The 24,929-nt window shown below is 66.8% G+C and carries 29 protein-coding genes; 14 read left to right on the top strand and 15 right to left on the bottom strand.

Features of this window, described 5'->3' with window-relative positions; translation table 11 throughout:
• Positions 1 to 35 precede the first annotated feature (35 nt).
• The 3 genes from DWF00_RS10870 to DWF00_RS10860 all read left to right on the top strand — a co-directional run bounded on the left by DWF00_RS10870 (position 36) and on the right by DWF00_RS10860 (position 2,017).
• A complete protein-coding gene (locus tag DWF00_RS10870) occupies positions 36 to 287 on the top strand; it encodes a zinc-finger domain-containing protein (RefSeq protein WP_114827587.1) in 252 nt (83 codons plus the stop codon).
• Positions 288 to 307: 20 nt separating this feature from the next.
• On the top strand, positions 308 to 1,489 hold the full coding sequence (locus tag DWF00_RS10865) for an FAD-dependent monooxygenase (RefSeq protein WP_114828010.1): 1,182 nt from the start codon (positions 308 to 310) through the stop codon (positions 1,487 to 1,489).
• Between the two features lie 210 nt (positions 1,490 to 1,699).
• Positions 1,700 to 2,017, top strand: coding sequence for a hypothetical protein (locus tag DWF00_RS10860; protein ID WP_114827586.1), 318 nt, complete (start codon positions 1,700 to 1,702; stop codon positions 2,015 to 2,017).
• Between the two features lie 6 nt (positions 2,018 to 2,023).
• Here the strand turns inward: DWF00_RS10860 and chrA are convergent, their stop codons facing one another.
• The 3 genes from chrA to DWF00_RS10845 form a co-directional block, all read right to left on the bottom strand.
• Complete coding sequence (chrA, locus tag DWF00_RS10855) at positions 2,024 to 3,418, bottom strand: chromate efflux transporter (protein ID WP_114827585.1); 1,395 nt, start codon at positions 3,416 to 3,418, stop codon at positions 2,024 to 2,026.
• Between the two features lie 9 nt (positions 3,419 to 3,427).
• Positions 3,428 to 4,246 (bottom strand): chromate resistance protein ChrB domain-containing protein, encoded by an 819-nt coding sequence (locus DWF00_RS10850; protein WP_114827584.1) that lies wholly within the window; start codon positions 4,244 to 4,246, stop codon positions 3,428 to 3,430.
• 289 nt (positions 4,247 to 4,535) lie between these two features.
• Positions 4,536 to 5,798 (bottom strand): hemolysin family protein, encoded by a 1,263-nt coding sequence (locus DWF00_RS10845; RefSeq protein ID WP_181832513.1) that lies wholly within the window; start codon positions 5,796 to 5,798, stop codon positions 4,536 to 4,538.
• A 168-nt stretch (positions 5,799 to 5,966) separates the two neighbouring features.
• Here DWF00_RS10845 and DWF00_RS10840 point away from each other — a divergent pair, with 168 nt between their 5' ends.
• Both DWF00_RS10840 and DWF00_RS10835 read left to right on the top strand, forming a co-directional pair.
• Positions 5,967 to 6,569, top strand: coding sequence for a DUF938 domain-containing protein (locus DWF00_RS10840; protein WP_114827582.1), 603 nt, complete (start codon positions 5,967 to 5,969; stop codon positions 6,567 to 6,569).
• A 105-nt stretch (positions 6,570 to 6,674) separates the two neighbouring features.
• Positions 6,675 to 7,514: an alpha/beta fold hydrolase gene (locus tag DWF00_RS10835; RefSeq protein ID WP_114827581.1), complete on the top strand. Its 840-nt coding sequence runs from the start codon at positions 6,675 to 6,677 to the stop codon at positions 7,512 to 7,514.
• 23 nt (positions 7,515 to 7,537) lie between these two features.
• Here DWF00_RS10835 and DWF00_RS10830 read toward each other — a convergent pair whose 3' ends face one another.
• The 12 genes from DWF00_RS10830 to DWF00_RS10775 all read right to left on the bottom strand — a co-directional run bounded on the left by DWF00_RS10830 (position 7,538) and on the right by DWF00_RS10775 (position 15,877).
• A complete protein-coding gene (locus DWF00_RS10830; RefSeq protein WP_114827580.1) occupies positions 7,538 to 8,047 on the bottom strand; it encodes an NUDIX hydrolase in 510 nt (169 codons plus the stop codon).
• Between the two features lie 288 nt (positions 8,048 to 8,335).
• Positions 8,336 to 9,076, bottom strand: coding sequence for a flagellar type III secretion system pore protein FliP (fliP, locus tag DWF00_RS10825; RefSeq protein WP_114828009.1), 741 nt, complete (start codon positions 9,074 to 9,076; stop codon positions 8,336 to 8,338).
• Positions 9,076 to 9,585 carry a flagellar basal body-associated FliL family protein gene (locus DWF00_RS10820; RefSeq protein WP_114827579.1) on the bottom strand — a complete coding sequence of 170 codons (510 nt, stop codon included), beginning with the start codon at positions 9,583 to 9,585 and terminating at the stop codon, positions 9,076 to 9,078. The genes fliP and DWF00_RS10820 overlap by 1 nt, the downstream gene beginning before the upstream one ends.
• On the bottom strand, positions 9,585 to 10,295 hold the full coding sequence (gene flgH / locus DWF00_RS10815; protein WP_114827578.1) for a flagellar basal body L-ring protein FlgH: 711 nt from the start codon (positions 10,293 to 10,295) through the stop codon (positions 9,585 to 9,587). The genes DWF00_RS10820 and flgH overlap by 1 nt, the downstream gene beginning before the upstream one ends.
• Complete coding sequence (locus DWF00_RS10810) at positions 10,292 to 10,783, bottom strand: MotE family protein (RefSeq protein ID WP_114827577.1); 492 nt, start codon at positions 10,781 to 10,783, stop codon at positions 10,292 to 10,294. Before DWF00_RS10810 ends, flgH begins: the two co-directional genes overlap by 4 nt.
• A gap of 353 nt (positions 10,784 to 11,136) precedes the next feature.
• Positions 11,137 to 12,249, bottom strand: a complete 1,113-nt coding sequence (gene flgI, locus DWF00_RS10805) for a flagellar basal body P-ring protein FlgI (RefSeq protein ID WP_210207837.1) — start codon at positions 12,247 to 12,249, stop codon at positions 11,137 to 11,139.
• A gap of 8 nt (positions 12,250 to 12,257) precedes the next feature.
• The gene (gene flgA, locus DWF00_RS10800) at positions 12,258 to 12,734 is read right to left on the bottom strand and encodes a flagellar basal body P-ring formation chaperone FlgA (RefSeq protein WP_114827575.1); all 477 of its coding nucleotides are present in this window, start codon (positions 12,732 to 12,734) and stop codon (positions 12,258 to 12,260) included.
• 9 nt (positions 12,735 to 12,743) lie between these two features.
• Positions 12,744 to 13,532, bottom strand: coding sequence for a flagellar basal-body rod protein FlgG (gene flgG / locus DWF00_RS10795; protein ID WP_114827574.1), 789 nt, complete (start codon positions 13,530 to 13,532; stop codon positions 12,744 to 12,746).
• A gap of 12 nt (positions 13,533 to 13,544) precedes the next feature.
• A complete protein-coding gene (gene fliE / locus DWF00_RS10790) occupies positions 13,545 to 13,883 on the bottom strand; it encodes a flagellar hook-basal body complex protein FliE (RefSeq protein WP_114827573.1) in 339 nt (112 codons plus the stop codon).
• Positions 13,883 to 14,302 carry a flagellar basal body rod protein FlgC gene (gene flgC / locus DWF00_RS10785; protein WP_114827572.1) on the bottom strand — a complete coding sequence of 140 codons (420 nt, stop codon included), beginning with the start codon at positions 14,300 to 14,302 and terminating at the stop codon, positions 13,883 to 13,885. The genes fliE and flgC overlap by 1 nt, the downstream gene beginning before the upstream one ends.
• 44 nt (positions 14,303 to 14,346) lie before the next feature.
• Positions 14,347 to 14,727 (bottom strand): flagellar basal body rod protein FlgB, encoded by a 381-nt coding sequence (gene flgB, locus DWF00_RS10780; protein WP_114827571.1) that lies wholly within the window; start codon positions 14,725 to 14,727, stop codon positions 14,347 to 14,349.
• Positions 14,728 to 15,202: 475 nt separating this feature from the next.
• Positions 15,203 to 15,877: a response regulator transcription factor gene (locus DWF00_RS10775; RefSeq protein ID WP_114827570.1), complete on the bottom strand. Its 675-nt coding sequence runs from the start codon at positions 15,875 to 15,877 to the stop codon at positions 15,203 to 15,205.
• 427 nt (positions 15,878 to 16,304) lie between these two features.
• Between DWF00_RS10775 and DWF00_RS10770 the strand changes: the two genes are divergently transcribed.
• The 9 genes from DWF00_RS10770 (at position 16,305) to fliR (ending at position 24,924) form a co-directional block, all read left to right on the top strand.
• Entirely contained in the window at positions 16,305 to 17,588 is a 1,284-nt protein-coding gene (locus DWF00_RS10770) for a flagellar hook protein FlgE (RefSeq protein WP_342769095.1), read from the top strand.
• 85 nt (positions 17,589 to 17,673) lie between these two features.
• Positions 17,674 to 19,161, top strand: a complete 1,488-nt coding sequence (gene flgK / locus DWF00_RS10765) for a flagellar hook-associated protein FlgK (protein WP_114827568.1) — start codon at positions 17,674 to 17,676, stop codon at positions 19,159 to 19,161.
• 4 nt (positions 19,162 to 19,165) lie between these two features.
• The gene (locus DWF00_RS10760) at positions 19,166 to 20,233 is read left to right on the top strand and encodes a flagellar hook-associated family protein (RefSeq protein WP_114827567.1); all 1,068 of its coding nucleotides are present in this window, start codon (positions 19,166 to 19,168) and stop codon (positions 20,231 to 20,233) included.
• A gap of 101 nt (positions 20,234 to 20,334) precedes the next feature.
• Positions 20,335 to 20,682, top strand: a complete 348-nt coding sequence (gene flaF, locus DWF00_RS10755) for a flagellar biosynthesis regulator FlaF (RefSeq protein WP_114827566.1) — start codon at positions 20,335 to 20,337, stop codon at positions 20,680 to 20,682.
• Between the two features lie 8 nt (positions 20,683 to 20,690).
• Positions 20,691 to 21,143 (top strand): flagellar biosynthesis repressor FlbT, encoded by a 453-nt coding sequence (flbT, locus tag DWF00_RS10750; RefSeq protein ID WP_114828008.1) that lies wholly within the window; start codon positions 20,691 to 20,693, stop codon positions 21,141 to 21,143.
• Between the two features lie 11 nt (positions 21,144 to 21,154).
• Positions 21,155 to 21,469 carry a flagellar hook capping FlgD N-terminal domain-containing protein gene (locus DWF00_RS10745; protein ID WP_114827565.1) on the top strand — a complete coding sequence of 105 codons (315 nt, stop codon included), beginning with the start codon at positions 21,155 to 21,157 and terminating at the stop codon, positions 21,467 to 21,469.
• A 13-nt stretch (positions 21,470 to 21,482) separates the two neighbouring features.
• Positions 21,483 to 21,749, top strand: coding sequence for a flagellar biosynthesis protein FliQ (gene fliQ, locus DWF00_RS10740; RefSeq protein ID WP_114827564.1), 267 nt, complete (start codon positions 21,483 to 21,485; stop codon positions 21,747 to 21,749).
• A gap of 153 nt (positions 21,750 to 21,902) precedes the next feature.
• Entirely contained in the window at positions 21,903 to 23,996 is a 2,094-nt protein-coding gene (gene flhA, locus DWF00_RS10735; protein WP_114827563.1) for a flagellar biosynthesis protein FlhA, read from the top strand.
• A gap of 175 nt (positions 23,997 to 24,171) precedes the next feature.
• Entirely contained in the window at positions 24,172 to 24,924 is a 753-nt protein-coding gene (gene fliR / locus DWF00_RS10730; protein ID WP_114827562.1) for a flagellar biosynthesis protein FliR, read from the top strand.
• The last annotated feature ends 5 nt before the right edge of the window (positions 24,925 to 24,929 follow it).

Below are 24,929 nucleotides of genomic sequence, written 5' to 3'. Positions count from 1 at the left end.
TAAGTCTCCGGCGCAGTCAATCGCAGGGTACGATCATGGCCGATACGGGCATCCCGCATTTCCACAACGACCCCGGCGTCGCCGTGATCCATGTCGGCGCGCATGAGTTCATGTGCATCGGCGCCAAGCCGCCCTTCGACCACCCGCATGTCTTCCTCGACATGGGCTCGGATCACGAGATCGTCTGCCCGTATTGCTCGACCCTGTTCAAATACGAGCCCTCGCTGAAGCACGGCACCTGCACGCCGCCGGAATGCGAGTATCACGACGCCGCCAAGGCCGCGTGATCCCGGGCGAATCATCGCCCGTGTCGATACCCCATATCCTGATCGCAGGCGCCGGCATCGGCGGCCTCACCGCGGCCATCGCGCTCGCGCGCCGCGGTTTCGCCGTGACCGTGGCCGAGAAGCGCACCGGGTTCGGCGAGACCGGCGCCGGCATCCAGGTCACGCCCAATGCCGGGCGCGTGCTCGACGCGCTCGACCTGCGCCTGCCGCTGAAGCGCGCTGCCGTGACCTCCGAGCGGCTCGTTGTCCGGCGCTGGCGCGACGGCACGCAGCTCGCCGAGATGCCGATGAGCCGTGGTGAGGCCGAGACGCCCTTCCGCGCGCTGCGCCGCACCGACCTGCATACCGTCCTGCTCGACGCGGCCCGCTCGCAGCCTCGCATCAGGCTGATCGTCGGGCGCGGGCTCGGCGACGTCCAGCAGAGCGAGGATGGCATCACCGCAACGCTTGCCAGCGAATCCGGCCAGACCGAGACGATCGCCGCGCTCGCGCTGATCGGCGCCGACGGGCTCTGGTCCCGCACCCGCGACCTCACTGGCGACAAGGCCCCGCCCGCCTTCACCGGCTTTGAGGCCTGGCGCGCCCTGGTCCCCGCGCCCGAGCGGCTGCCGGGCCAGGTCACGCTGCATCTCGGCACGAACCACCACGCGGTCCATTACCCCGTCGCGGGCGGTCGCGAGATCAACCTCGTCCTGATCCGCGCCGCCAAGGAGGCGCGCGAGGGCTGGAGCCGCGACGGCGAGCCCGGCCTGCCCGCTCGGGAGGTTGCCGGAGCCGCCCCTGCCCTGCGCAAGCTCGTCACTGAGGCGCCGAAATGGCAGGTCTGGTCGCTGTTCGACCGGCCTCCGGCCGCGATGGCGAAGGGCCGCATCGCCCTGCTCGGCGACGCCGCCCATCCCGTCCTGCCCTTTCTGGCGCAAGGCGCGGCGCTGGCGATCGAGGATGCCGCCGTGCTGGCGCGGGAACTGGCCGAGCATTTGCAGACAGGCGGCGCCTCCGCCGTCCCGGCGGCGCTTAAGGCCTATGCCAAGGCCCGGCAGGCGCGCGCCGCACGCGTCCAGGCGGCGAGCCGCGCCAATGCCCGCAACTACCATGTCGGCCCGCCCTGGAGCTGGGGACGCAATCTCGCGATGAAGCAGATGGGCCCAGAGGGCATGCGCAGCCGCTACGACTGGCTCTATGAATGGCGCGACGAAGGCTGAAACACCCTCAGCCCTCATCCTGAGGAGCCGCGCAGCGGCGTCTCGAAGATGCTCCAGCTCGTGGTGACAGCGCCCTCTGGAGCATCCTTCGAGACGCGCCTAACGGCGCTCCTCAGGATGAGGGCTGATGTTTCAAATCGAAGCTGCCCATCTCGTCTTCGCCGCAATCCGTTCCTATCTATTGGCTTAGGACCATTGGACGAAAGCGACATGATCCGCGTCAATCTCTACGAGCAGCTCTCCGGCCAGCGCCGCGCCATGCCGCGCTGGGCGTCCTGGCTGACCATGGCGGCAAGCGTCGTCGTCGGCCTGGCGCTGTTCCTGCTCGCGGCCAGCCTTGCGCTCATCCTGATCCCGGTCGCGCTCGGCCTCGGCGCCTTCGCGGCCTGGCGGCTGCGCAGCAAGCTCAAGGCCGCTGGCATCGATCCGCGCAATCCCTTCGGCGCGCCGCGGCAGGGCAATGCCCATGTCGACGTCATCGATGCCGAGTACCGCGTGATCGAGCCCGGCGAGCCGCCGCGGCGCTGATCAGCTTCAGGCCGCAATCTGCGTCAGCAGAACGCCTGCCACGGCGCAAGCGACAAGCGTCGGGATCATCCCGAGCTTGAAGCGCAGCATCGCGACCATAGCCGCTGCTGCGAGCACGGCCGCGCGCCAGTCGAGCGAGGCCAGCACCGGCAGGTCGGGCGACAGGCCGAGCAACTCGACGCGCTGCACTTGCCGAAACACCCCATGCAGCCCGAACCAGAGCGCCAGGTTCATGATCACGCCGACCACTGCCGCCGTGATCGCGCCCAGCGCCGCCGAGAGCGCCTTGTTGCCGCGCAGTGCCTCGACATAGGGCGCGCCCAGGAAGATCCAGAGGAAGCAAGGCGCGAAGGTCACCCAGAGCGTCAGCAGCGCGCCGAGACTTCCCGCCAGCAGCGGCGGCAGGCTGCCCGGCGCGCGGAACCCGGCGAGGAAGCCGACGAATTGCAGCACCAGGATCAGCGGCCCCGGCGTCGTTTCGGCGAGGCCCAACCCATCGAGCATCTCGCCGGCCGCGAGCCAGCCATAGGTCTCGACCGCCGCCTGCGCGACATAGGCCAGCACCGCATAGGCGCCGCCGAAGGTGACGACCGCCATCGTGCTGAAGAAGGTGCCGATCTGCGTCCAGACGCTGCCCGCTCCCGTCAGCAGCCAGAGCAGCGCGACCGGGCCGAGCCAGAGCGGCAGCCAGAGCGCCAGCGTCCTGAGCGCCTTGGCTCGCGACGGCTGGACGTGGCCCATCTCGCCGCGCTCGAACATCCGGTCGATGATCCCGGTGACATCCGGTCCCACCGCGCCGCCGCCGCCCACCTTGGCGAAAACCTCAGGCCGGTAGCGATTGCCGAGCCAGCCGATCAGCCCTGCCCCAAGCACGATCAGCGGGAACGGCAGCTTGAAGAAGTAGATTGCCACGAAGGCCGCGATCGCAAGCGCGACCATGGCCTCGTTCTTCAGCGCCCGCCGGCTGATCCTCAGGCCGGCCTCGATGACGATGGCGAGCACGGCGGCCTTGATGCCGAAGAAGATGCCGTCGATCAGCGGCACATGGCGGTAGAGCACGTAGAGGGTGCTGAGACCCAGCATCACCAGCGCGCCGGGCAGGACGAAGAGCAGCCCGGCGATCAGCCCGCCAAGGGTCCGGTGCAGCAGCCAGCCAATGTAGACGGCGAGCTGCTGCGCCTCCGGGCCCGGCAGCAGCATGCAGTAGTTCAGCGCGTGCAGGAAACGCTGCTCGCCGATCCAGCGCCGCTCCTCGACCAGCTCCTTGTGCATCAGCGCGATCTGCCCGGCCGGGCCGCCGAAGCCGAGGATGCCGATCTTGGCCCAGACCCGCGTCGCCTCAGCGAGCGTCGGCGCGCGCGGCGCTATCGCCGCGGATGTTTCGGTTGTCGCGATCGTCATGACCGGCCCTCAGCTCTTGCTCGGCACTGACGGCCAGTTATGGGTTTCCTCTATGGCATCGCGGCACCAGCGGTAGAAGGCGTCGTAAAGCAGCATGCCGGCGTCGAGCTGCGCCAGATCGTCCTTGAACATGCGCGACAGGCCCAGCGACGCAGCGAGGAAGCCCGCCGCCTGCGGCACGAGGTCGAGCCGCGCCGTATCGGCCGCGCGCACGATCTCCGCCAGCCGGTTCAGCGCCGGCGACGCGAGGCCGAACTCCTCCAGCATGGTATCGAAGCTGCAGCGCTCGCCGCGATGGCTCCAGAACACGCCGTCAATGTCGAAGGGTACGGCCTGGAAGCGCTCCGCCACAGCCACAACCTCGGACGGCGCTACGAACAGGAACACCGCCCGCGGATCGATGAAGCGGCGGATCAGCCACGGGCAGGCAATGCGGTCGATCTTCGGCCGGGCGCGCGTGACCCACACGGTGCGCCCGGCCGCATCGCGTGGTGGCAGCTTGGCCGTCGAGACCAGCAACCCTCCTGCGTCGCGCCAGGCCTCGAACCCGCCTTCGAGGTTCTCAGCCGCGACGCCGGCATGCCTGAGCCAGGCGGCGACGCCCTCGCTCAGCTTCTGGCCGCGCTGGCACACGACGACGACCCGCTGCCCGGCGTAGTCGCTGGCCCAGTCAGAGACGTTCTTGTGAGAGCGATGATCGGCACCCGGCAGAATGCGCGTGTCGAGCGCGACATCGTCCGGAATCCGAACATCGACGATAGTCGGCGCATCGGGCAGGCCGACGAGCCGGGACAATTGGGCAAAGGTGATCTGTGTGGTGGAGGGCATGAGCGTCCGTCCTTTTGAAAAAGGAAACTGGACGCGAACCTTGGGCTGACGCCTCACGGGGTCGTCGCGGAGAACCCCTTACTAAGATTTAGACCACCATCATCCAGCTCCGTCAATTTTCGTTTCCGGCCGGCACGGAACGCGCGGAGAGATCGTTTGAGACTTCGCTGGCGTGAGCTGGCTGGCGTGGCTGTCGAGAACCGGAGCGGAGCGTACTTAAGTACGTGAGCACCGGAAGCGCAGGCAGCCGCACCAGACGGCCTCGCCAGCAGAAGTATCGAACGATCTCTCAGTCGATCCTGGAGACCAGCACCTTGTCGATGCGCCGCCCGTCGAGATCGACCACCTCGTAGCGCCAATGGCCCTTCTCGAAGGATTCGCCGACATTGGGCAGCCGGTTGAGCTCGGCCAGGATGAAGCCGGCCACCGTCTGGAAGTCGGCGTCGCGCGGGATGTGGATGCCGAGCTCGTGCGAGAACTCGTCGACCTGCATCCAGCCGGCGACCAGGAAGGAGCCGTCGGCGCGCGTCACGATCGGCTGCTCGTCTTCCTCGTCTTCCTGGAAGGCGCCGATGATCGCCTCGAGCACGTCGCCCGGCGTGATGATGCCTTCGAAATGGCCGTACTCGTCGAAGACCAGCGCCATGTGGACGCGCGAGGAGCGGATCTCGCGCAGGACATGCAGCGAGTTCGCCGTGTCCATCACGATCGGCGCCTCCTGCACCAGGGCGCGCAGCTCCGCGATCTCACCGCTGCCGAGGAAGTCGACCATGTCCTTGACTACGACGACGCCGACGATCGAGTCGGATTCGCCGTCCTGCACCGGCAGGCGCGAGCGCCGCGTCTCGCGCACCAGCGCGCGGATCTCCTCGGCCGTATCGGAGATGTCGATGACCTCGACCTCGCGGCGCGGCGTCATCAGGGCGCGCGCCGACCGGTCGGCCAGCCGCATCACGCCCGAGATCATCTCGCGCTCGTCGCGCTCCAGCACGCCGGCCGTCTCGGCCTCGGCGATGATGGTGCGGACTTCTTCCTCGGTGACGCGCTCCTCGGTTTCACCCTTCTGGCCGAGCAGGGAGAGAATGGCCCGCCCGGAAAGGTCGAGCAGGAAGACCAGCGGCGCGCCGATCTTGGACAGGAACAGCATCGCCGGCGCCGCCCGCGCCGCAACGCGCTCGGGATCGCGCAGCGCGATCTGCTTGGGCACGAGCTCGCCGATGATCAGCGAGAGATAGGTGATGCAGACGACGACGATGCCGACGCCGAACCCGTCAGAGAGCGACTGCGACAGGCCCTGGGCCAGGAGCCATTCCGACAGCCGCGCGCCGAGCGTGGCGCCGGAGAAGGCGCCCGACAGCACGCCGACGAGCGTGATGCCGATCTGCACGGTCGAGAGAAAGCGGCCTGGATTCTCGGCGAGGCGCATCGCCGTCGTGGCGCCCTTGCTGCCTTGGTCGCTCAGGACCTTGAGTCGAGCCGTCCGGGACGAGACCACCGCGAGTTCGGACATGCTGAGGAGACCGTTGATCACGGTCAGCGCAACGACGATCAGGATCTCGGTTAACAAAACCTGCCCGCATATTGCAGCGCCGCACTCGCTATCGGCCTGCTCTGAAGCCCCTTATAACGCATCGCTCCGGCGTGGCGATGGGCTGCGGCGAAGATTGTCGCGCCAATTGCGCATGCCGCACCGGCATTCCCGTGGAAATGGACCTGTTGCATGAGCGATCAACGCCTGTCCGCGCCCTCCGCCTTGCGCAATCGCGAGCCGATCCTCGCAGTCCTGCGCGATGCCCTGCCGGCCTCGGGCCTCGTGCTGGAGATCGCCAGCGGCTCCGGCGAGCATGTCGTGCATTTCGCCGCCGCCCTGCCCGGCCTGACCTTCCAGCCGAGCGATCCGACAGCCGAGGCGCTGGCCAGCATCGCCGCCCATGCCGGAGACAGCGGCCTGCCGAACATCCGCCCGCCGCTCCAGCTCGATGCCGCAGCTGCTGACTGGCCGCTCAAGGCCGCTGATGCGATCATCTGCATCAACATGATCCATATCGCGCCATGGAGTGCGGCCGAGGGCTTGATCGCGCAGGCAGGCCGCATCCTGCCCGGGGGCGGCGTGCTCTGTCTCTACGGTCCCTATCGCCGGCCCGGCCGCGAGCTCGAACCGGGCAACCTGGCCTTCGACGAGAGCCTGCGCAGCCGCAACCCGGAATGGGGCCTGCGCGAGCTCGACGCCGTCGCGGCGCTGGCGGCAGCTTCAGGCTTCGCGGCGCCGGAGGTCATCGAAATGCCGGCAAATAATCTCAGCCTGGTCTTCCGTCGCGGCTGATTGTCATGCGCGGCAGCTAAAAGAGCTTTCCGCTGGGACAGGCCAGTGCAAAGACTAGCCCGGCTGTGACATTTCACTCAGCCGTCACTTTATGGAGCAGCCCAAATGTCCGTCGAAATCGAAAGCCGCTTCGCCGAGGTCGACGGCATCAAGCTGCACTATCTCGCCGCCGGCCAAGGCGAGCCCGTGCTGCTCCTGCATGGCTATGCCCAGAACAGCCATATGTGGCGCCCGCTCATCGCCAAGCTCGCCGAGACCCATCTGGTGATCGCGCCCGACCTGCGCGGCTTCGGCGCCTCGGACAAGCCGGAAGCCGGCTACGACAAGAAGACGATGGCCGGGGATGTCCACGCGCTTGCCGCCTCGCTCGGCCTGAAGAGCGCAGCCGTTGTCGGTCACGATATCGGGTTGATGGTCGCCTATGCCTATGCCGCGCAATATCCTGACGAGGTCAGCCGCCTTGCGCTGATGGATGCCTTCCTGCCGGGCGTCGGCGACTGGACCAACGTCTGGCTGCTGCGCGACCTCTGGCATTTCCATTTCTACGGCAAGACGCCCCTCGCCTTGGTCGACGGCCGCGAGCGCATCTATTTCGAGCACTTCTGGAACGACTTCGCAGCCAATCCTGAGAAGTCGGTTTCGGAGGCCGACCGCCAGCTCTACGCCGCCGCCTACGGCCAGCCGGGCGCGATGCGCGCCGGCTTCGAGGTCTTCCGCAACTTCGAGCAGGACGCGAAGGACTTTGCCGGTTTCGCCGCAACCAAGCTCAAGGTGCCGATGCTGGTGCTGACCGGCGAGAAGGCCTCGGGCGAATTCCTGATCGCACAGGGCCGGCTCGTCGCCGAGAGCGTCGAGGGCGTCGTCGTCAAGGGCTCCGGCCATTGGCTGATGGACGAGGCGCCGGACCAGACGATTCCCGCGCTGCTCGCCTTCCTGCGCGCCTGACAAGGCGGGGCGCTGCCCCTGCCTTACTGAAGGGTGGGCGTGCCGATGACGCTTTCGGGACGCTCGGGCGGCGCGAGCAGTGGCGGGCCGCTGCGCTCCAGCCGGGCCTTCAACTTGCGTATGACGGCCTTCAGCCCGGGCTCTTCCACGAGATCGGCGGCGTCGGCGAGCTTGAACCAATGGCTGTGCCGCTGGCTCGTCTCCTGCCAATGTTCGAGCCTGCGCTTGGACTCCAGGACGTAGAGCGTGACCTTGCACAGCACGAAATGGTCGGCCATGCGCTTCCAGTAGACGTAGTGGCCGAACGACTTCTTGTGGATGCGGCCGATCACGCCTGCTTCCTCGCGCGCTTCGACGGCTGCGGCGTCGTTGTCCTTCATCCCTTTGATGACCCAGCCCTTCGGCACGATCCAGCGCCGGGTCGTGCGCGTCGTGACGAGGAGAACTTCAGGCTCCCCCAGCGCCGACCAGCGGATGGGGAGCGCGCCGATTTGCGACCGGGTCTTGCCTACCGCGCGCTTGGCCTTCTTCATCGACTCGCCGCCCCTCCTAGGCGGGCCAAAGTCTAGACTAACAACGCCAAGACGCAACAATCTTTCTCGGCTGTGCACCACTCTCGGTGGAAGGCGGAAAGGCTGGCGCAGGCCGCAAGAGCTCGCTGAAATTTGGCAGAATGGAACGCCGTCATCCCGGACGCAGCGAAGCGGAGCTCCGGGATCCATCGTAAAGCTCGGTGCTCTACGATGGATCCCGGAGCTGCGCCGCAGACGCGGCTTGTCCGGGATGACGCCGAGAGGTTGCCGCCTATTCGCAGCAGGCCGCTAATTATACGATCTGAGCAGCCCGCCGATCAGCAGGTTCCAGCCGTCGATCAGCACGAAGAAGATCACCTTAAAGGGCAGCGAGATCACCGTCGGCGGCAGCATCATCATGCCCATCGACATCACGATCGTCGCCACGATCATGTCGATCACCAGGAAGGGCAAGGCGATCAGGAAGCCGATCTCGAAGGCGCGCCGCAGTTCGGAGATCATGAAGGACGGCACCAGCACGCGCAGGTCGACCGTCTGCGTCGTCGGATCGGTCGGGCGGATGCTTTCGGGCGCCATGTCGGCGAAGAGCTTGAGGTCGGCGGGCCTGGTCTGCGCCAGCATGAACTCCCGGAAGGGCTGGGTGATCTTAGTGTAGGCCTCGCCCTCGCTGATCCGGTTCTCGACCAGCGGCTGCACGCCGTCCTGCCAGGCTTTGTCGAAGGTCGGCGCCATCACGTAGAAGGTCATGAACAGCGCCAGGCTGACCAGGATCAGGTTGGCCGGCGTGCTCTGCAGCCCGAGCCCCGAGCGCAGGAACGACAGCGCGATCACGAAGCGGCTGAAGCTCGTCACCATCATCAGCAGCCCCGGCGCCACCGAGAGCACGGTGAGCATGGCCATGATCTGGACGATGCGGCCCGAGGCCGAGGCGCTGCCCCCCGGCAGCAGCCCGTCAAGGCCGAGCGATTGCGCCTGTGCTCCGGTGATGGCGACCAGGAGCAGGAGGGCCGAGACGATAGCGAGTTTGATCACTGCACGACCAGGGTTTCGATGACGACGTCGCGCACGAGCCCTTTCGAGCGGATCGCGATCCGCTCGCTCAGGTCCTCGCGCAGGTTCTTGAGGCCGGCCGCGCCTTCGAGCTGGCGCGCCGTGACGCTGCGCAGGTAGGCGAGCATGTCATCAGCGATGGTGCCCAGCATCGGCTCGGCGTTCAGCGCAGATTTCCGGTCCATCAGCAGCGCCGCCTCGATCCGCACCCAGGTATTGGCGGGGGAAGCGAGGTTGGTCACGATCGGCGCCAGCTTCTTCAGCGTCAGCGTGCCGGCCATGGCCGCATCGGCGGCGAGCGCCGGTGGCGTCGCCTCGATGCGCTTCATCACATTGCTCTCGACCGTGCCGGCGAGTTGCGAGCCGGATAGCACGCCGGCGCCGACAGCCAGGGCGGTGATGAGCACGAAGCCCCCGATCGCGCGCCACATGCCGCGCGGCCGGCCGCCACCCGCCTTCGATCCGGTGAGCTTCCTTGCCCGCGCCATTAGAAGGGGACGACCTTGTCGTAGAGCTGCTGACCCCAGGCGGGCTGCTGCACTTCCATGTTGCGGCCGCGCCCGCCATAGGCGATGCGCGCCTCGGCGATCTTGTCGTAGGAGACCGTGTTCAGGCCGGTGATGTCGCGCGGGCGGACCATGCCGGCGATGTTGAGCACGCGGATGTCGTAGTTGACCCGGACCTCCTGCGAACCGCTGATCATCAGGTTGCCGTTCTGCAGGATCTCGGTGACGACCGCGGCGACGGAGAGCTGAACCTCCTCGGAGCGGTCGGTCAGGCCCCTGCCCCGCGACGAGCTCTGCGAGTTGAGGTTGGAATCGACCGTCGCCACCGCCGTCGACTTGCCGGCGAGGCCAGCCAGGAAGTCGAGCCCGAACTGGGCGCGCGAGTCGCGCGAGCGGTCGGTGTTGTTGTCGAGCTTCGCCTTGTCGTTGATCGAGATCTTCACCGTGACGACATCGCCGACCTTCATCGCGCGGGTGTCGCGGAACATGTCCTCGGTATGGCGCGAGTACAGCGAGTTGAACGAGGACTCGGCCGAATAGGCTGTCTTGTAGGTCACCGGGATCGGGTCGCGCGGCACGTTCAGGCCGCTGCCGACGCGCGAGAGCTGCGGCTCCCGGTTGAATTCGGAGATGTCGTTCATGCAGCCGCCGAGCAGGACGGCGCAGGCTGCGGCGAGGGGGATGGCCTTCATCGGGTCCGGGCTCCGGTCGGGGCGGTGGCGTTCGCGGGTCTGAGGCGGTTGCCGTTCATCGCCTCGGCGAGCTGGGCGGCGCGCGCCGCCTCCATCTCGTTCAGCACGGCGCTGGCATTGCGCGGCGCGAGCTTGCCGAGCAGCGAGGCGGCGATGCCCTGGTCCATGGCGGCGAGCTGGAGCGCGGCGGCCTCGGGACGCATGCGGGAGAAGATCTCGACCATCCGCGTCTCGGCCTGCTGGGTCTCGGCGTCGCGCTGGTCCATCAGGCGCTTCAGCTCGGCCTTCTTCTCTTCGAGCTTGGCCAGCGTGTCGGAGAGCTTGCCCTCCAGCGACTTCAGCGTCTTGGCCTGCCAGGCGAAGCGCGCCTCGGCGGCCGGATCGCGGATGCTGGTGCAGAAGGCTTCGGAATCGGGCGTCGGCGCAGCGGCGGCCGGCGGCGTCGCGGCAGCCGCCGGCGTGGTCCGCGTCGCCTGGGCGAGCGCCATTCCCGGAGCCAGAGCAAGGACGAAGGCAGCGAAAGACACGCTGCACAGGGATTTGATTGCAAGCCTGTTGGAGGCCATCATCACCAATCCGGTTTGAAGAAGACCAGGCAGTTCTACGTGCCGATGCTTTCGCGGGGCTGGTGTTTGCTGGAGCGCGGAACGGCCGGGCGGGCCGCCCTCTTCCCTTCTCCAGTGTGGGAGAAGATGGCCCGGCAGGGCCGGATGAGGGCCGGACGGCAAACCAGTGAAACGGAAACGAAGCCGCGGTTAGGTCGCAGCCGCAGCGTCTGGCGTCCGCCCCTCACCCAACCCTCTCCCATCCGGGAGAGGGCTCCCGCGCCCTTCCTTCCAGATTACTGCACCACCAGATCCGCCTGCAGCGCTCCGGCCGTCTTGATCGCCTGCAGGATGGCGATGATGCCGTTCGGCTTCAGGCCGATCTGGTTGAGGCCGCGCACCAGCGTGTGCAGGTTGGCGCCCTGGATGATGGCGAGGCGGCCATTGCCCTGAACGGCGTCGACAGTCGTGCGCGGCGTCACCACGGTCTCGCCATTGCTGAACGGCTCCGGCTGCGAGACGGTCGGCGTCTCCGTCACCCGCACCGTCAGGTTGCCGTGGGTGACGGCGACGGTCGAGACCTTGACGTCGCGGCCGATCACCACCGTGCCGGTCCGCTCGTCGACGACGACGCGCGCCGGCGAATCCGGCTCGATCGAGAGCCGCTCGATCTCGGCGATGAAGCGCGCCGTGCTGAGCTGGAGCGGCTTGGTCAGGCTGATCGTGCGGTGGTCGGTCGCGAAGGCGGCGGCCATGTCGTATTGCTTCTTGGTGTAGGCGTTGATCGCGCCCGCGACCCGCGCGGCCGTGACGAAGTCGGGATTGCGCAGCTCCAGCGAGAGCACGTGCAGACTGGCGAGCTGGTCCGGCACCAGCCGCTCGACCAGCGCGCCGCCGGGAATGCGGGCGGCGGTCGCCACGCCCTGCGTGACGCGCTCGGCATCGCCCTGGATCGAGAAGCCGGAGACGTTGAGACGCCCCTGCGCCAGCGCGTAGACCTGCCCGTCCGGCCCGGCCAGAGAGGTGACGACGAGCGTGCCGCCGAGCAGCGAGGTCGCGTCGCCGAGCGAGGCGACGTTGACGTCGATCCGGCTGCCGCGCCCGGCGAAGGGTGGCAGGTCGGCCGTGACGATCACCGCCGCGACGTTGCGCGTCCGCAGGGTCTCGCTGCGGACGTTGACGCCGAGCCGGTCGAGCATCGATTGCAGGGCCTGGCCGGTGAAGGGCGAGTTGCGCACGCTGTCGCCAGTGCCCTGCAGGCCGATCACCAGGCCGTAGCCGACGAGCTGGTTGTCGCGGATGCCCTGGAGCCCGGCAATGTCCTTGATCCGGACGGCGGCCTCGGCAACGCTCGCAAGGCCCAGCGCCAGCGCGAGCGCGCCGGCGAAGGCCATCAGAAATCGGGGCATGCGCTGCATCACTCGGTCCCCACGCGGATGGTCCCGTCCGCCTGCACGACGCCGACCACGGTGAGGCCGGAATCGGGGTTGCGCGCCTTGATCATCTCGTTCACCGAGCCGGCCTGCATCGGCTCGACGATGCCGGTGATGACGAGGCCGTTCTCGCGGAAGACCACCTGGGTCGGCACGCCGCGGCGCACCACCTTGAGGTCGTCGACGCCGTTGCTCGGGATCGGCTGGCCCGGCAGCAAGGTGCGCCGCGCGACCTTGCCGACGATGGCGAGCCTGCTTTCGATCGCCGCGAGCGGCGAGCGCACCCCGGTGCGGAACGGCCGCTCGGTGATATGCGCGTCGGTGATCAGGTCGCCAGGATAGAGCGTGACGGTCGGCACCGGCAGCATGGTCTCGCTGGTCTGGGCCCGCAGCGGCGCGGCCGCGCCGGCGCAGAGGAATGCAGCTGCGAGGAACGAAGAGCGCGCGAGAGCACGGGCCATGGTCAACCTCTATCGAATGCCGGTGGCGACGGTGCCGGCCATCTGGTCGGCGGCGGTGATGACCTTGGCGTTCATCTCGTAGGCGCGCTGCGCCGAGATCAGCGCCGTGATCTCCTTGACGGGATCGACGTTGGAGGCCTCGAGATAGCCCTGCCTGAGCTTGCCGAAGCCGGGGCTCGTCGGCGTGCCGTCATTCGGCTGCCCCGAGGCGACGGTCTCGCGGTAGAGGTTGCCGCCGAGCGGCTCGAGGCCGGCATCGTTGGCGAAGTTGGCGAGCGTGATCTGGCCGAGCTGGCGCGGCTGCACCTGGCCCTCGAGCTTGGCGTAGACCATGCCGGATTCGTTGATCGTGATGTCGATCGTCTCGGCCGGAACCCGGATGACCGGGTCGAGCCTGTAGCCGTCGGCGGTGACGATCTCGCCGTCGCCATTGGTGTTGAAGGTGCCGGCCCGCGCATAGAGCGTCTCGCCCTCCGGCGCGGTCACCTTGAACCAGCCGCGCCCGTCGATCGCGATGTCGAGCTTGTTGGCGGTGTTGGTCAGCGCGCCCTGGATGTGCAGGTTGCGGATCGCCGCCGCGCGCACGCCGAGGCCGAGCGAGGCGCCCTCGGGAATGGCGCCGTCGCCGCCGCGATTGGGCACGCCCCGGCTGCGCTCGGTCTGGTAGAGCAGGTCGGTGAACTCCGGCCGCGCCCGCTTGAACGAGGTCGTGTTGATGTTGGCGATGTTGTTGGCGATGACTTCGACATTGAGCTGCTGCGCAGTCATGCCGGTCGCTGCGATGGCGAGTACTTTCATGATGCCTGATCCTCAGATCGCCATCTGGGCGAATTGCTGGTAGGCCGAGACGACCTTGTCGCGCATCGCCATGGCGAGGTTGAGCGACTGCTCGGCCGACATCACGGCCTGCACGACGTCCTGGACGGCGGCCTTGCCCTGCACGCCGTTGATGGCGGCGGCCTCGCCCTGCTGCAGGCTGTCGACGAAGCCCTGCGAGACATTGGCGAGCACGGAGCCGAAATCGGCGCCGGCCGCGGGCTTGGCGGCCTGCAGCGCGGGCGCGGCGCCCATCGAGGCGCCACCGAGGCCCGAAAGGCCTTGCGCCAGCTGGCTCGCGACGGGTGAAAGGGCAGAGATTGCGTTCAGCATCAGCCATTCCTCAACAAATCGATGGTCATGGATTGCATCGAGCGCGCCTGCTTGATCATTTGCAGGTTCGCCTCATAGGAGCGGTTGGCCTCGCGCATGTCGGCCATTTCGAGCAGCATCGAGACGTTAGGCAGCTTGACGTAGCCCTTGTCGTCGGCAGCCGGGTTGCCCGGCTCGAACTCGGTGCGGAACGGCGACTTGTCGACGCCGACGCCCTTGACCTTGACCAGCGAGGTGCCGAGCGCGCGGTCCATCGCATTCTCGAAGGTCACCGTCTTGCGCCGGTAGGGTTCCGAGCCCGGCGTGCGCCCGGTCGATTGCGCGTTGGCCAGGTTTTCCGACACGATGCGCACGCGGGTCGACTGGGCCTGGAGCCCGGCGCCGGCGATGCGGAGCGAAGCGTCTATCGGATCGATCATCGTCTATACTTGCCCTTGCAAGGAAAAGCCTGCGCGGAGACCGATCAGCCCTTGGTGACCGACATCAGCATCCGGTGGAAGCTCTTCACGAGGTTGGTGTTCAGCGAATAGCTGCGGCTGACGTCGCCGGCCTTGAGCATTTCCTGCTCGATGCTGACGGAGTTGCCGGAATGGACCGTCGACCAGCTCTCCGAGCGCTTCGCCTTGGCGGTCACGGCTTCGGAGGGACTGAGCGACATGTGCCCGGGCGACGTCGCCGCCAGGGTCAGGTTCGTCTTCTTGACGACGGATTCGAACGGCTCGACATCGACCGCGCCGTAGCGCGGCGTATTCGCGTTGGCGATGTTCTGAGACACAGCATTCTGGCGCACGGCCAGCCAGCGCGATTGCTGGGCTGCGACATCGAAAAGATAAATCGGCTCCACTTGAGCCTCCACAGTGATGACACTGTCACTCTATGCAGCGTTACTTGCCCGAAGCTGTTGTGAAGAATTAGCGGCACAAATAACGCGATTATTTAGCGCGAATTTTAAACGACGACCCGAGTGGCCCGAATACTCAGCCGGACAACAATATCGGCGCTCTATATTGAGGATCGTGCACGGGATCTGTACCGCGGCCCGCAACGCAGGTCGCCCGGCGCGCCTGCCGCGCTCCGATGCGCGCTATGCCCAGGGCACGCACATCGGCGGCGCGGACAGTCGCGTCAGGCGACCGCCCCCGTAAAGCTTGCGGCAGGACTTTCAGAGCTTGGTAACGACTATCTCAGCCCTCATCCCGAGGAGCGCTCACAGAGCGCGTCTCGCGGATGCTCCAGGAGGTCCCGGAGACATCTGGACCATGCTTCAGGACGCCGCTCCGCGGCTCCCCAGCATGAGGGCTCGTTCAGCGGCCGGGTTTTCAGGAGATCGCGTAACCGAGATAGCGCTTGGATTCGACCGGGTCGTAACCCAGGCGGGAGCGCAGTTTCTTGCGCAGCTTGCTGACATGGCTCTCGACGACGGCCTCGTCGACTTCGGCGTCGAACAGGCCGTAGACGGCGTTGAAGACCTGCGTCTTCGTCACCCACTTGCCGCGGTTGCGCATCATGTATTCGAGGATGCGGCGCTCGCGGCGCGGCAGGGCCATGACCTCGCCCGCCACCTCCGGATCGCGCCCGTCGAAGTAGACGCGCACGCCGGCATGGCTGATGTCGTCGTCACCCGCACGGCGCTTCTCGGTGCGCCGCTGCATCGCGTTCACACGCGCCAGGATCTCACGGACATGGACAGGCTTGCGAACGACATCGTCGACACCGGCTGCGAACAGTTCCAGCGTCTTCTCGAGCGAGACCATCTCGTTCATGGCAATGACCGGCGCCTGGCTGCGGCGGCGGATCATCATCGGGTAGCGCGAGCGCTCCGCGCAATCGCCGAGGAGGAAAGCTTCGACCGACTTGAGATCTTCGGACGGTGTATCTTCAACCCATTCCTGGAATTTCGTGGGGGTGAAGCCGATAGCGGGGATACCCTCACCAGTAAAAAGCGACTGGTATCCTTCTGTCACCAGCGCGCGATCATCGATCACAACATACACGCTGCACCTCCTGGCGCGAAATCCATCATCACTCGTTCTGAGCTGACGTTTCGACGCTAGTGGAGGGTCGTAGCGCGCGTCAATCTGAGATTGACGTAACGTAATGTAAGGCAAAATACGCGACCAACCGCACCTAAATATCCGAACACGGATTTATTTGACCGAATTAAACGAATATTTACCAACGAGACGCGCGGGATCTCGAACCGGCAAAGATTAGCACGCCCGCCGCGCGGCGCAACCCCTCCCTCCCCTTATAAGGAACGGGCGCGAAGGCGGCAGCGCAACAACTTGCGGGAGATCGATTTTCACGTTGGATTTACAGCAAATTGTCAGCATCAAAACCGAAAGCTCCACACAAGCCTATTGATGTGAAGTCCAGTTACAGATTTCACTTCGGAGAACGGCTTTGGGTATCTTCGGCATCATGCGAACCGGCGTGTCCGGGATGGCGGCGCAAGCGAGCAAGCTGAGCGCGGCCGGCGACAACATCGCCAACGTCAATACTGTCGGCTACAAGCGCGCCTCGACGGAATTCTCGTCCTTCATCTCGGAAGGCAACAGAAGCGAGTATAATTCCGGCGGCGTCGAGACCAAGACCCGCTACGCCATCTCCGACGATGGCGTGATCATGGGCGCGACCAACTCGACCGACCTCGCGATCAGCGGCAAGGGCTTCTTCGTCGTCACCGATGCCGGCGGCACGCCCTACATGACCCGCGCCGGCGCCTTCGTCCGCAACGGCGACCAGGACCTGATCAACTCGGCCGGCTTCTACCTGATGGGCTACCCGCTCACCAATGGCGAGCCGAACGTCATCGCCAACAGCCTGGACGGGCTGGAGCGCGTCAACCTGGCCAATATCGCCTATGAATCGACGCCGACCGCGAATGGCTGGCTGAAGGGCAACGTCGACTCCAACTCGCCCGTCATCCCGGCGGCCGAACTGCCTTCCGGCAACGCCGCCAACGCCACCTATTCCAGCAAGTCGTCGATCGTGACCTACGACAGCCTTGGCAACAAGGTCTTCCTCGACGTCTACATGGCCAAGACCGCCAATGCCGTCCCGGCCTTGCCCGGCCCCCCGCCCGTGCCGGGGTCGCCCGACACCTGGGAGGCGGTGATCTATCCCAAGGCCAACGCCAATGCCGGCTCCGGCGGCTTCCCCTATGCGCCGGCCGCCCCGCTGGCCACCATTCCCCTCACCTTCGACGGCTCCGGCCAGCTGACGACGGCCCCAGCCACGGCCAACATCGTGCTCCCGGGCGGCAACACGATGGCGCTGGACTTCAGCCAGGTCTCGCAGACCGGCACCGACACCAGCCTGCAGCTCGAGGTCGACGGCAACGCGCCGAGCGCGGTCGACGACATCGAGATCGCCTCGGACGGCACGGTCTACGCCGTGTTCGAGAACGGCGCGCGGCTTGCGACCTACAAGATCCCGCTCGCGACGGTGCCGAGCCCCGACCAGCTCACGCCTGAATCGGGCAACGTCTATTCGGTGAACCAGATGTCGGGAGACGTCATCGTCGGCTTCCCCGAGAACGGCCAGTTCGGCTCGCTGCGCTCCAAGGCGCTCGAGCAGTCGAATGTCGACCTCGCCAACGAACTGACCTCGATGATCGAGTCGCAGCGCAGCTACACCGCCAGCTCCAAGGTCTTCCAGACGGGCTCGGAACTGCTCGACGTCCTGGTCAACCTGAAGCGCTAGCGCGCTTTCCGCCCGGCTGAGCTCAGCCGGGCGACAAGAATTCGCGCCGATCAATCGTCTGGCAAGCGGCAACCGGGACACAACCATGAGCCTCTCATCAGCCCTGAACGTGGCCCAGTCGTCGCTTTCGGCAACGTCGATGCATACCTCGATCCTGTCGCGCAACGTCGCGGGCAGCGACGATCCGAACTTCCATCGCAAGAGCGCCTTCCAGGTCACCTCCTACAATGGCGCGGTCCGCATCGCCTCGATCGGCCGCGCCATGGATGCGGTGCTCTTCGCCGGCAAGCTCGCCTCGACCTCCTCGACCGCGGCACAGCAGTCGATCGTCGACAGCCTGACCCAGCTCGAAGCCACGGTGAACGACCCCGAGCTCGACCAGTCGCTCGCCGCCAAGCTCGGCAAGCTCACCAACGCCCTGCAGGAATACAGCGTCACGCCGGACGACCCGATCCTGGCCCAGGCCGTGCTCAGCCAGGCCGGCGAGCTCGCCCGCTCCCTCAACGAGGCGAGCGACGCGGTGCGCGGCGTGCGCGAGCAGGCCGACACCGACATGGCCAACGGCGTCTCGCGGGTGAACAAGCTCCTCAGCGAGTTCGAGAGCGTCAACCGCAGCATCGTCAAGGGCTCGCAATCCGGCACCGACATCACCGACCAGCTCGACACGCGCGACCGCCTCCTGACCGAGCTCTCGCAGGAGATCGGCATCAGCGTGCAGACGCGCTCGAACAACGACATGGTCATCTACACCGATAGCGGCGTGACCCTGTTCGAGACCGTGCCGCGCACGGTGAAGATGGCGCCGAGCTACACGCTGGCCGCCGGCGCCACCGCCAACGCGCTTTATATCGACGGCGTCGCCGTCACCGGCGCCAACGCAGTGATGCCGATCAAGTCCGGCCAGATCTACGGCGCCTCGGTCATCCGCGACGACGTCGCAGTGACCTACCAGCGCCAGCTCGACGAGATCGCGCGCGGCCTCGTCGAGGTCTTCGCCGAGAGCGACCAGGGCACCCCGCCGACAGCGCCGGACGCCGCCGGCCTGTTCATCTACGGCGCCAGTGCCCCGCCGATCGCGGTCCCGCCGACCGGCGTCGCGGTTCCCGGCCTCGCCAGCTCGATCCGGATCAACCCCAATGCCGATCCGGCGCAGGGCGGCGATCTTGACCGGCTGCGCGACGGCGGCATGTCCGACCCCGCCAATCCCGACTTCAACTACAACCTCTCGGGCGCGGCCGGCTTCACCGACCGCATCCAGGAAGTGATCTCGAAGCTCGGGGCCGAGCGGACTTTCGACGCCGCGACCCAGGCCGACCCGACCAACAGCCTCGCCGGCTTCGCCAGCTCCTCGGTGGGCTGGCTGGAAGGGCGGCGCCAGATCGCCGACGAGTCGCTCGGCTACGAGAACGCCCTGCTCGACCGGACGACCGAGGCCCTGTCGAACGCCACCGGCGTCAACGTCAACGACGAGATGGCGCTGATGATGGAGCTGGAGCGCTCCTACAACGCCTCCTCGATGATCCTCACGACCATCGACCGCATGATCAATTCGCTACTAACGGCTGTGGGGTAAGACCATGACCACCTATGTTTCCTCGCTGGCGCTGTCGAGCTCGCTCCGCGGCAACCTGATGCGCTCCCAGGCCGGCCTCGCCGAGGCCAACAAGGAGATGGTGACCGGTCGCTACGCCGATGTCGGGCTCAGCATCGGCGTGCGCACCGGCCAGACCGTCGGCCTGCGCAACCAGCACGACCGGATCGAGAGCATCATCACCACCAACGGCATCGTCGCCGGGCGCGTGGACGTGACGCAGAAGGCGACGGACGGCTTGCTCGACACCGCGCAGGAGTTCCTGAGCACGCTGATCAGCGTGCGCGACGGCGATAACGGGCCCGAGGTTCTGTTCTCGCAAGCCAAGAACAACCTGCAGGGCCTGATCGGCGCGCTGAACAACTCGGCCGGCGGCCAGTACATCTTCGCCGGCATCGACACCCAGAACAAACCCGTCACCGATTACTTTGATCCCGGCGCCGCCAACAAGCAGGCGATCGACGACGCCTTCTTCGCGACATTCGGGATCACCCAGAACGATCCGGCCGCGGCCAACATCACGCCCGCCGATATGTCGGCTTTCCTGCAAGGCGCCTTCGCCGACGAGTTCGCCGACCCTGCGGGCCCGCCGCCGGCAACGCAGGGCTGGCAGAACTGGTCGGGGGCCTCGAACCAGAACGTCTCGAGCCGCATTTCGACGACCGAGGTGGTCGAGGTCTCGACCAACGCCAATGAGCAGCACTTCCGCGATGCCGCCAAGGCCTACGCGATGGCCATCGATCTCGGCTCGACGAACCTGAACCAGAACACCTTCCGGGCCATCGTCGACGAGGCGATCGACACGATCAACAAGGCGATTCAGGGCCTGGTCTCCGACAAGGCCCAGCTCGGCACCTCGGAGGAGCGCATCTCCGCCTCGACCCAGCGGCTGACGATCCAGCGCGACATCATGGCCAAGCAGGTCAGTGGCTTCGAGGGCGTCGACAGCATCGAGGCCTCGACCCGCGTGACCCAATTGCAGACGCAGCTCGACACCGCCCTCGCCCTCACCGCGCGCATGCAGCAGCTCAGCATCCTCAACTGGATGCGCTGACCGCGCGCAGAACACCGCCGAAACAACGAGATGGGCCGTTTTCCGAACGCGCAGTTCGGACGGCGCTCCAGCCCATCGCCCATAATAGCCGGAGACGATCCATGTATCACAGCTCCTATGTCGACATCGCCGAGGGCAGCGCGACGCTGGCCCGCGCCAACGAATGGCGGGCGATCGACCGGGCCGTCGCGCTCCTGGAGATGGCCCGCCCGACCGGCGCCGCCTCGCGCGAGACGATCGAGGCCGCGACCTTCAACCGCGACCTCTGGGGCATCCTGATCGACGACCTCGCCAGCACCGAGAACAACCTGCCGGAGACGCTGCGCGCCGCGCTGATCTCGATCGGCTTCTTCGCGCTCAGGCAGGGCGACAAGCTGCGGCTCGGCCAGTCGGAGGATTTCGACTCGCTGATCGAGGTCAACACGATGATCCGCGACAGCCTGGCCTGATCCCGATGATGAAGAAGAGCATGCACCTCTCGCTGCGCGCCAACGAGAAGATCTACGTCAACGGCGCCATCCTCAAGGTCGACCGCAAGGTCTCCGTCGAGCTCCTGAACGACGCGACCTTCCTGCTGGAGGGCCACGTCCTCCAGCCCGACCAGACGACGACGCCGCTGCGCCAGCTCTACTTCGTCGTCCAGACCATGCTGATCGACCCGAAGAACGGCGAGGTCGCCAGGGCGATGTTCGACCGCATGCTGATGTCGACGGCGCGTATCTTCGAGGACCGGGCCATTCTCGCCGGGCTCGCGCAGATCGACACGCTGGTCGATGGCGGCCGCCATTTCGAGGCACTGAAGCAGCTCCGGCTGCTCTTCGTCACCGAGGCTGAGATCGTCGCCCGCGAGGAGCAGGACGCCATCGCCCCTGCCCCGGAGTTCCCCCAATTCCATTCGCAAGTCGCCTGAGGAGACCGATCATGGATGTGAGCAGCAGCACCAGCGCGCCGCCGCCGGCCGCCCCGAAGAACGCCGCCGATACCAACAACGCGTCCAACCCCATCGGCAATGTCGACTACAACACCTTCCTGCAGCTCCTGATCGCCCAGGCCAGGAACCAGGACCCGACCAACCCGACCGACCCGTCGCAATACGTCCAGCAATTCGCGACGCTCTCGCAGGTCGAGCAGGCGGTGCGCACCAACACCAAGCTCGACGAGATCATCGCGGCCCTGAAGCCGGCCGCGCCGAATGCGCCCGAAACGCCCGAGCAGCCGCCCGCCGACGCAGCCTGAAGGGCATTTGCAGATGAACGAGGCTGACGCGCTCGACCTCATGCGCGACGCGGTCTGGGCGATCCTCATTGGCGCCGGGCCGGCGGTCGCCGCCGCGATGGCGATCGGCATCGCCATCGCGCTGATGCAGGCGCTGACCCAGATCCAGGAATCGACCCTGACCTTCGTGCCCAAGATCGTCGTCATCCTCGTGGTGATGGCGACGACCGGCACCTTCACCGGCGCGCAGGTCTTCTCCTTCACCGAGCGCGTCTACGGCCGCATCGAGAAGGGGTTCTAATCGACCGAAGAGCGCCGCCCTTCCCTTCTCCCGCAGGGGGAGAAGGGAAGAACCCGCCAGTTCGTGGAACACCCACCAGCCCCGCGCAGGCTTGAGCGGCGAGGATCGCCTGGCGCGCCACAGATGCGCGCCGACACCAGGACAAGCGCTCGTATGGCTCATCAGGACGCTCTCACCGGCCCGGCCACCGTCATACAGAAAAGCGGACGCGATATCGGCTTCGCCGTCGGCATCATCGGCATCCTCTCCGTCCTGTTCCTGCCGATCCCGGCCTTCGTCATCGACCTCGGCCTGGCGCTCTCGATCGCGCTCTCGGTCCTGATCCTGATGGTGGCGCTCTGGATCCAGAAGCCGCTGGAATTCTCGTCCTTCCCGACCATCCTGCTGATCGCCACGATGCTGCGCCTGTCGCTCAACGTCGCGACGACGCGCGTCATCCTCGCGCACGGCAACGAGGGCACGCATGCGGCGGGCTACATCATCGACGGCTTCTCGCGCTTCGTCATCGGCGGCGACTTCGTCATCGGCCTGATCGTCTTCATCATCCTCGTCACGGTGAACTTCATCGTGATCACCAAGGGCGCGACCCGCATCGCCGAGGTCGGCGCCCGCTTCACGCTCGACGCCATCCCCGGCAAGCAGATGGCGATCGACGCCGACCTCTCGGCCGGGCTGATCGACGCCAAGGAAGCCCAGCACCGCCGCGGCGAGCTGGAGGAGGAGAGCTCCTTCTTCGGCGCCATGGACGGCGCCTCGAAATTCGTCCGCGGCGACGCCATCGCCGGCCTGATCATCACCGCCGTCAACATCTTGGGCGGCATCATCATCGGCGTGACCCGGCACGGCCTGTCGCTGGCCGAATCCTCCGACGTCTTCGTCAAGCTCGCGGTCGGCGACGGCCTCGTCACCCAGATCCCGGCGCTGATCGTCTCGCTCGCCGCCGGCCTGCTCGTCTCCAAGGGCGGCACGCGCGGCACGGCCGAACAGGCTATCCTCGGCCAGCTCGGCCATTACCCCCGCGCGCTCTTCGTTGCCTCGTTCCTGATGGTGATCCTGGCGCTGGTGCCGGGCCTGCCCTTCCTGCCCTTCGCCCTGCTCGCCGGCCTGATGTCCTTCGTCGGCTACACGATCCCCAAGCGCATCGCCGAGCGCGCCGCCGCCGCGGAGGAGGTCCGCGCCATGGAGGCCGAGGAGGCGGCGCAGGACAGCCAGGAGACGATCAAGGATTCGCTCAAGATCTGCGAGATCGAGCTGCGCCTCGGCAAGCAACTGGCGTCGGAGATGCTGAGCTCCCATGGCGAGCTCGCCCATCGCGTCAGCAAGATGCGCAAGAAATTCGCGGTCGAGTACGGTTTCATCGTGCCCGAGATCAAGCTCTCGGACAGCCTCACCCTGCCGCCCAAGGCCTATGAGTTCCGCATCCACGGCACGGTCGTCGCCTCCGGCGAGATGCGCCCGGGCTCGATGCTCGTCGTCGTCGGCGAGGGCAAGATGCCCGACCTGCCGGGCGAGGAGGTCCGCGAGCCTGCCTTCGGCGTCAAGGCGATGTGGGTCTCGGAGAACTACGCCAACGAGGTCAAGCGCGAGGGCCTGCACCCGGTCGACCGGATGTCGGTGCTGCTGACCCATCTCAGCGAGACCATCCGCAAGAATCTCGGCCAGCTCCTGTCCTACAAGGACATGCGCGCCCTGCTCGACCGGCTCGGCCCCGAATACAAGAAGCTGCTCGACGAGATCTGCCCGGCGCATATGTCGCTCTCGAGCCTGCAGGCCGTGCTCCGCCTGCTGCTCGCCGAGCGGGTCTCGATCCGCAACCTCCACCTCATCCTCGAGGTCGTCGCCGAGATCGCGCCGCATGTCCGCCGCGCCGAGCAGATCGTCGAGCATGTCCGCATGCGCATGGCCCAGCAGATCTGCGGCGACCTCGCCGATGGCGGCGTGCTCAAGATGCTGCGCCTGGGGAACCGCTGGGACCTCGCCTTCCACGAGAGCCTGCGCCGCGACGCCAAGGGCGAGGTCGTCGAGTTCGACATCGACCCGCGCCTGATCGAGGATTTCGCCAGCGAGGCCTCGGGCGCAATCCGCACGCGGCTCGACCAGGAGCAGAACTTCGTCCTCGTCACCAGCCCCGACGCCCGCCCCTATGTGCGCATGATCATCGAGCGCATCTTCCCGGCGCTCCCCGTGCTCTCGCATGTCGAGATCGCCCGCGGGCTCGAAGTGAAGGCCTTGGGTACGATTTCTTGAGAGCCCGGCCGAACCATCCCCGAGCCCTCGTCCTGAGGAGCGCGAAGCGCGTCTCGAAGGATGCTCCAGGAGGCTCCGGCGTTCGCTGGAGCATCCTTCGAGACGGCCCTTCGGGCCTCCTCAGGATAAGGGCTCGACTGATGAGCCGGTCCACGCCGTTCAGCGGACCGCTCTGATGCCCTTCACGCCGGAGACGCTGCTCCACACCTTCATCATCTTCTGCCGCATCGGCGGCTGCCTGATGCTGATGCCGGGCTTCTCCAGCCCGCGCGTGCCGGCGCGCTTCCGCCTCTTCATCGCCATGGGCGTGACGCTGGCGCTGACGCCGGCCGTGCTGCCCGCCGTCGCCGCCGCCGTGCCCGAGCCTCACCCGGCGATCCTGCTGCGCGCCATCGTCTCGGAGACGCTGATCGGCTCGCTGATCGGCCTGATGGCGCGCTTCTTCTACCTTGCGCTCCAGACCATCGCGACCGCGATGGCGACGGCCACGGGCCTCGGCCAGCTGCCCGGCCTGCCGATCGACGAGGCTGAGGCGTCGGCGCCCTTCGTGACGCTGATCACGATCACCGCGACGACGCTGATGTTCGTCACCAACCAGCATGCCGAGGTCATCCGCGCGCTCGCCGGCTCCTACACGCGCATTCTCCCGGCCTCGGAGTTCAGCGCCCAGGCCGGCCTGATCCAGCTCGCCGACCGCATCTCCGATACCTTCTTCCTGGCGCTCCGGATCGGCAGCCCGTTCATGATCTACGGCGTGGTGGTCAACCTCGCGATCGGCCTGATGAACAAGCTGACGCCCTCGATCCCGGTCTATTTCATCTCGCTGCCCTTCGTGATCACCGGCGGCCTGTTCATCCTCTACTTCGCCGGCCCGGAATCGCTCAGGCTGTTCAGCCTCGCCTTCTCCTCCTGGCTGGCCCGGGGCTGAGCGGC

The organism is Allobosea caraganae (assembly GCF_003351345.1).
GTDB lineage: Bacteria > Pseudomonadota > Alphaproteobacteria > Rhizobiales > Beijerinckiaceae > Allobosea > Allobosea caraganae.
This window is presented reverse-complemented; position numbering and strand designations above follow the sequence as displayed.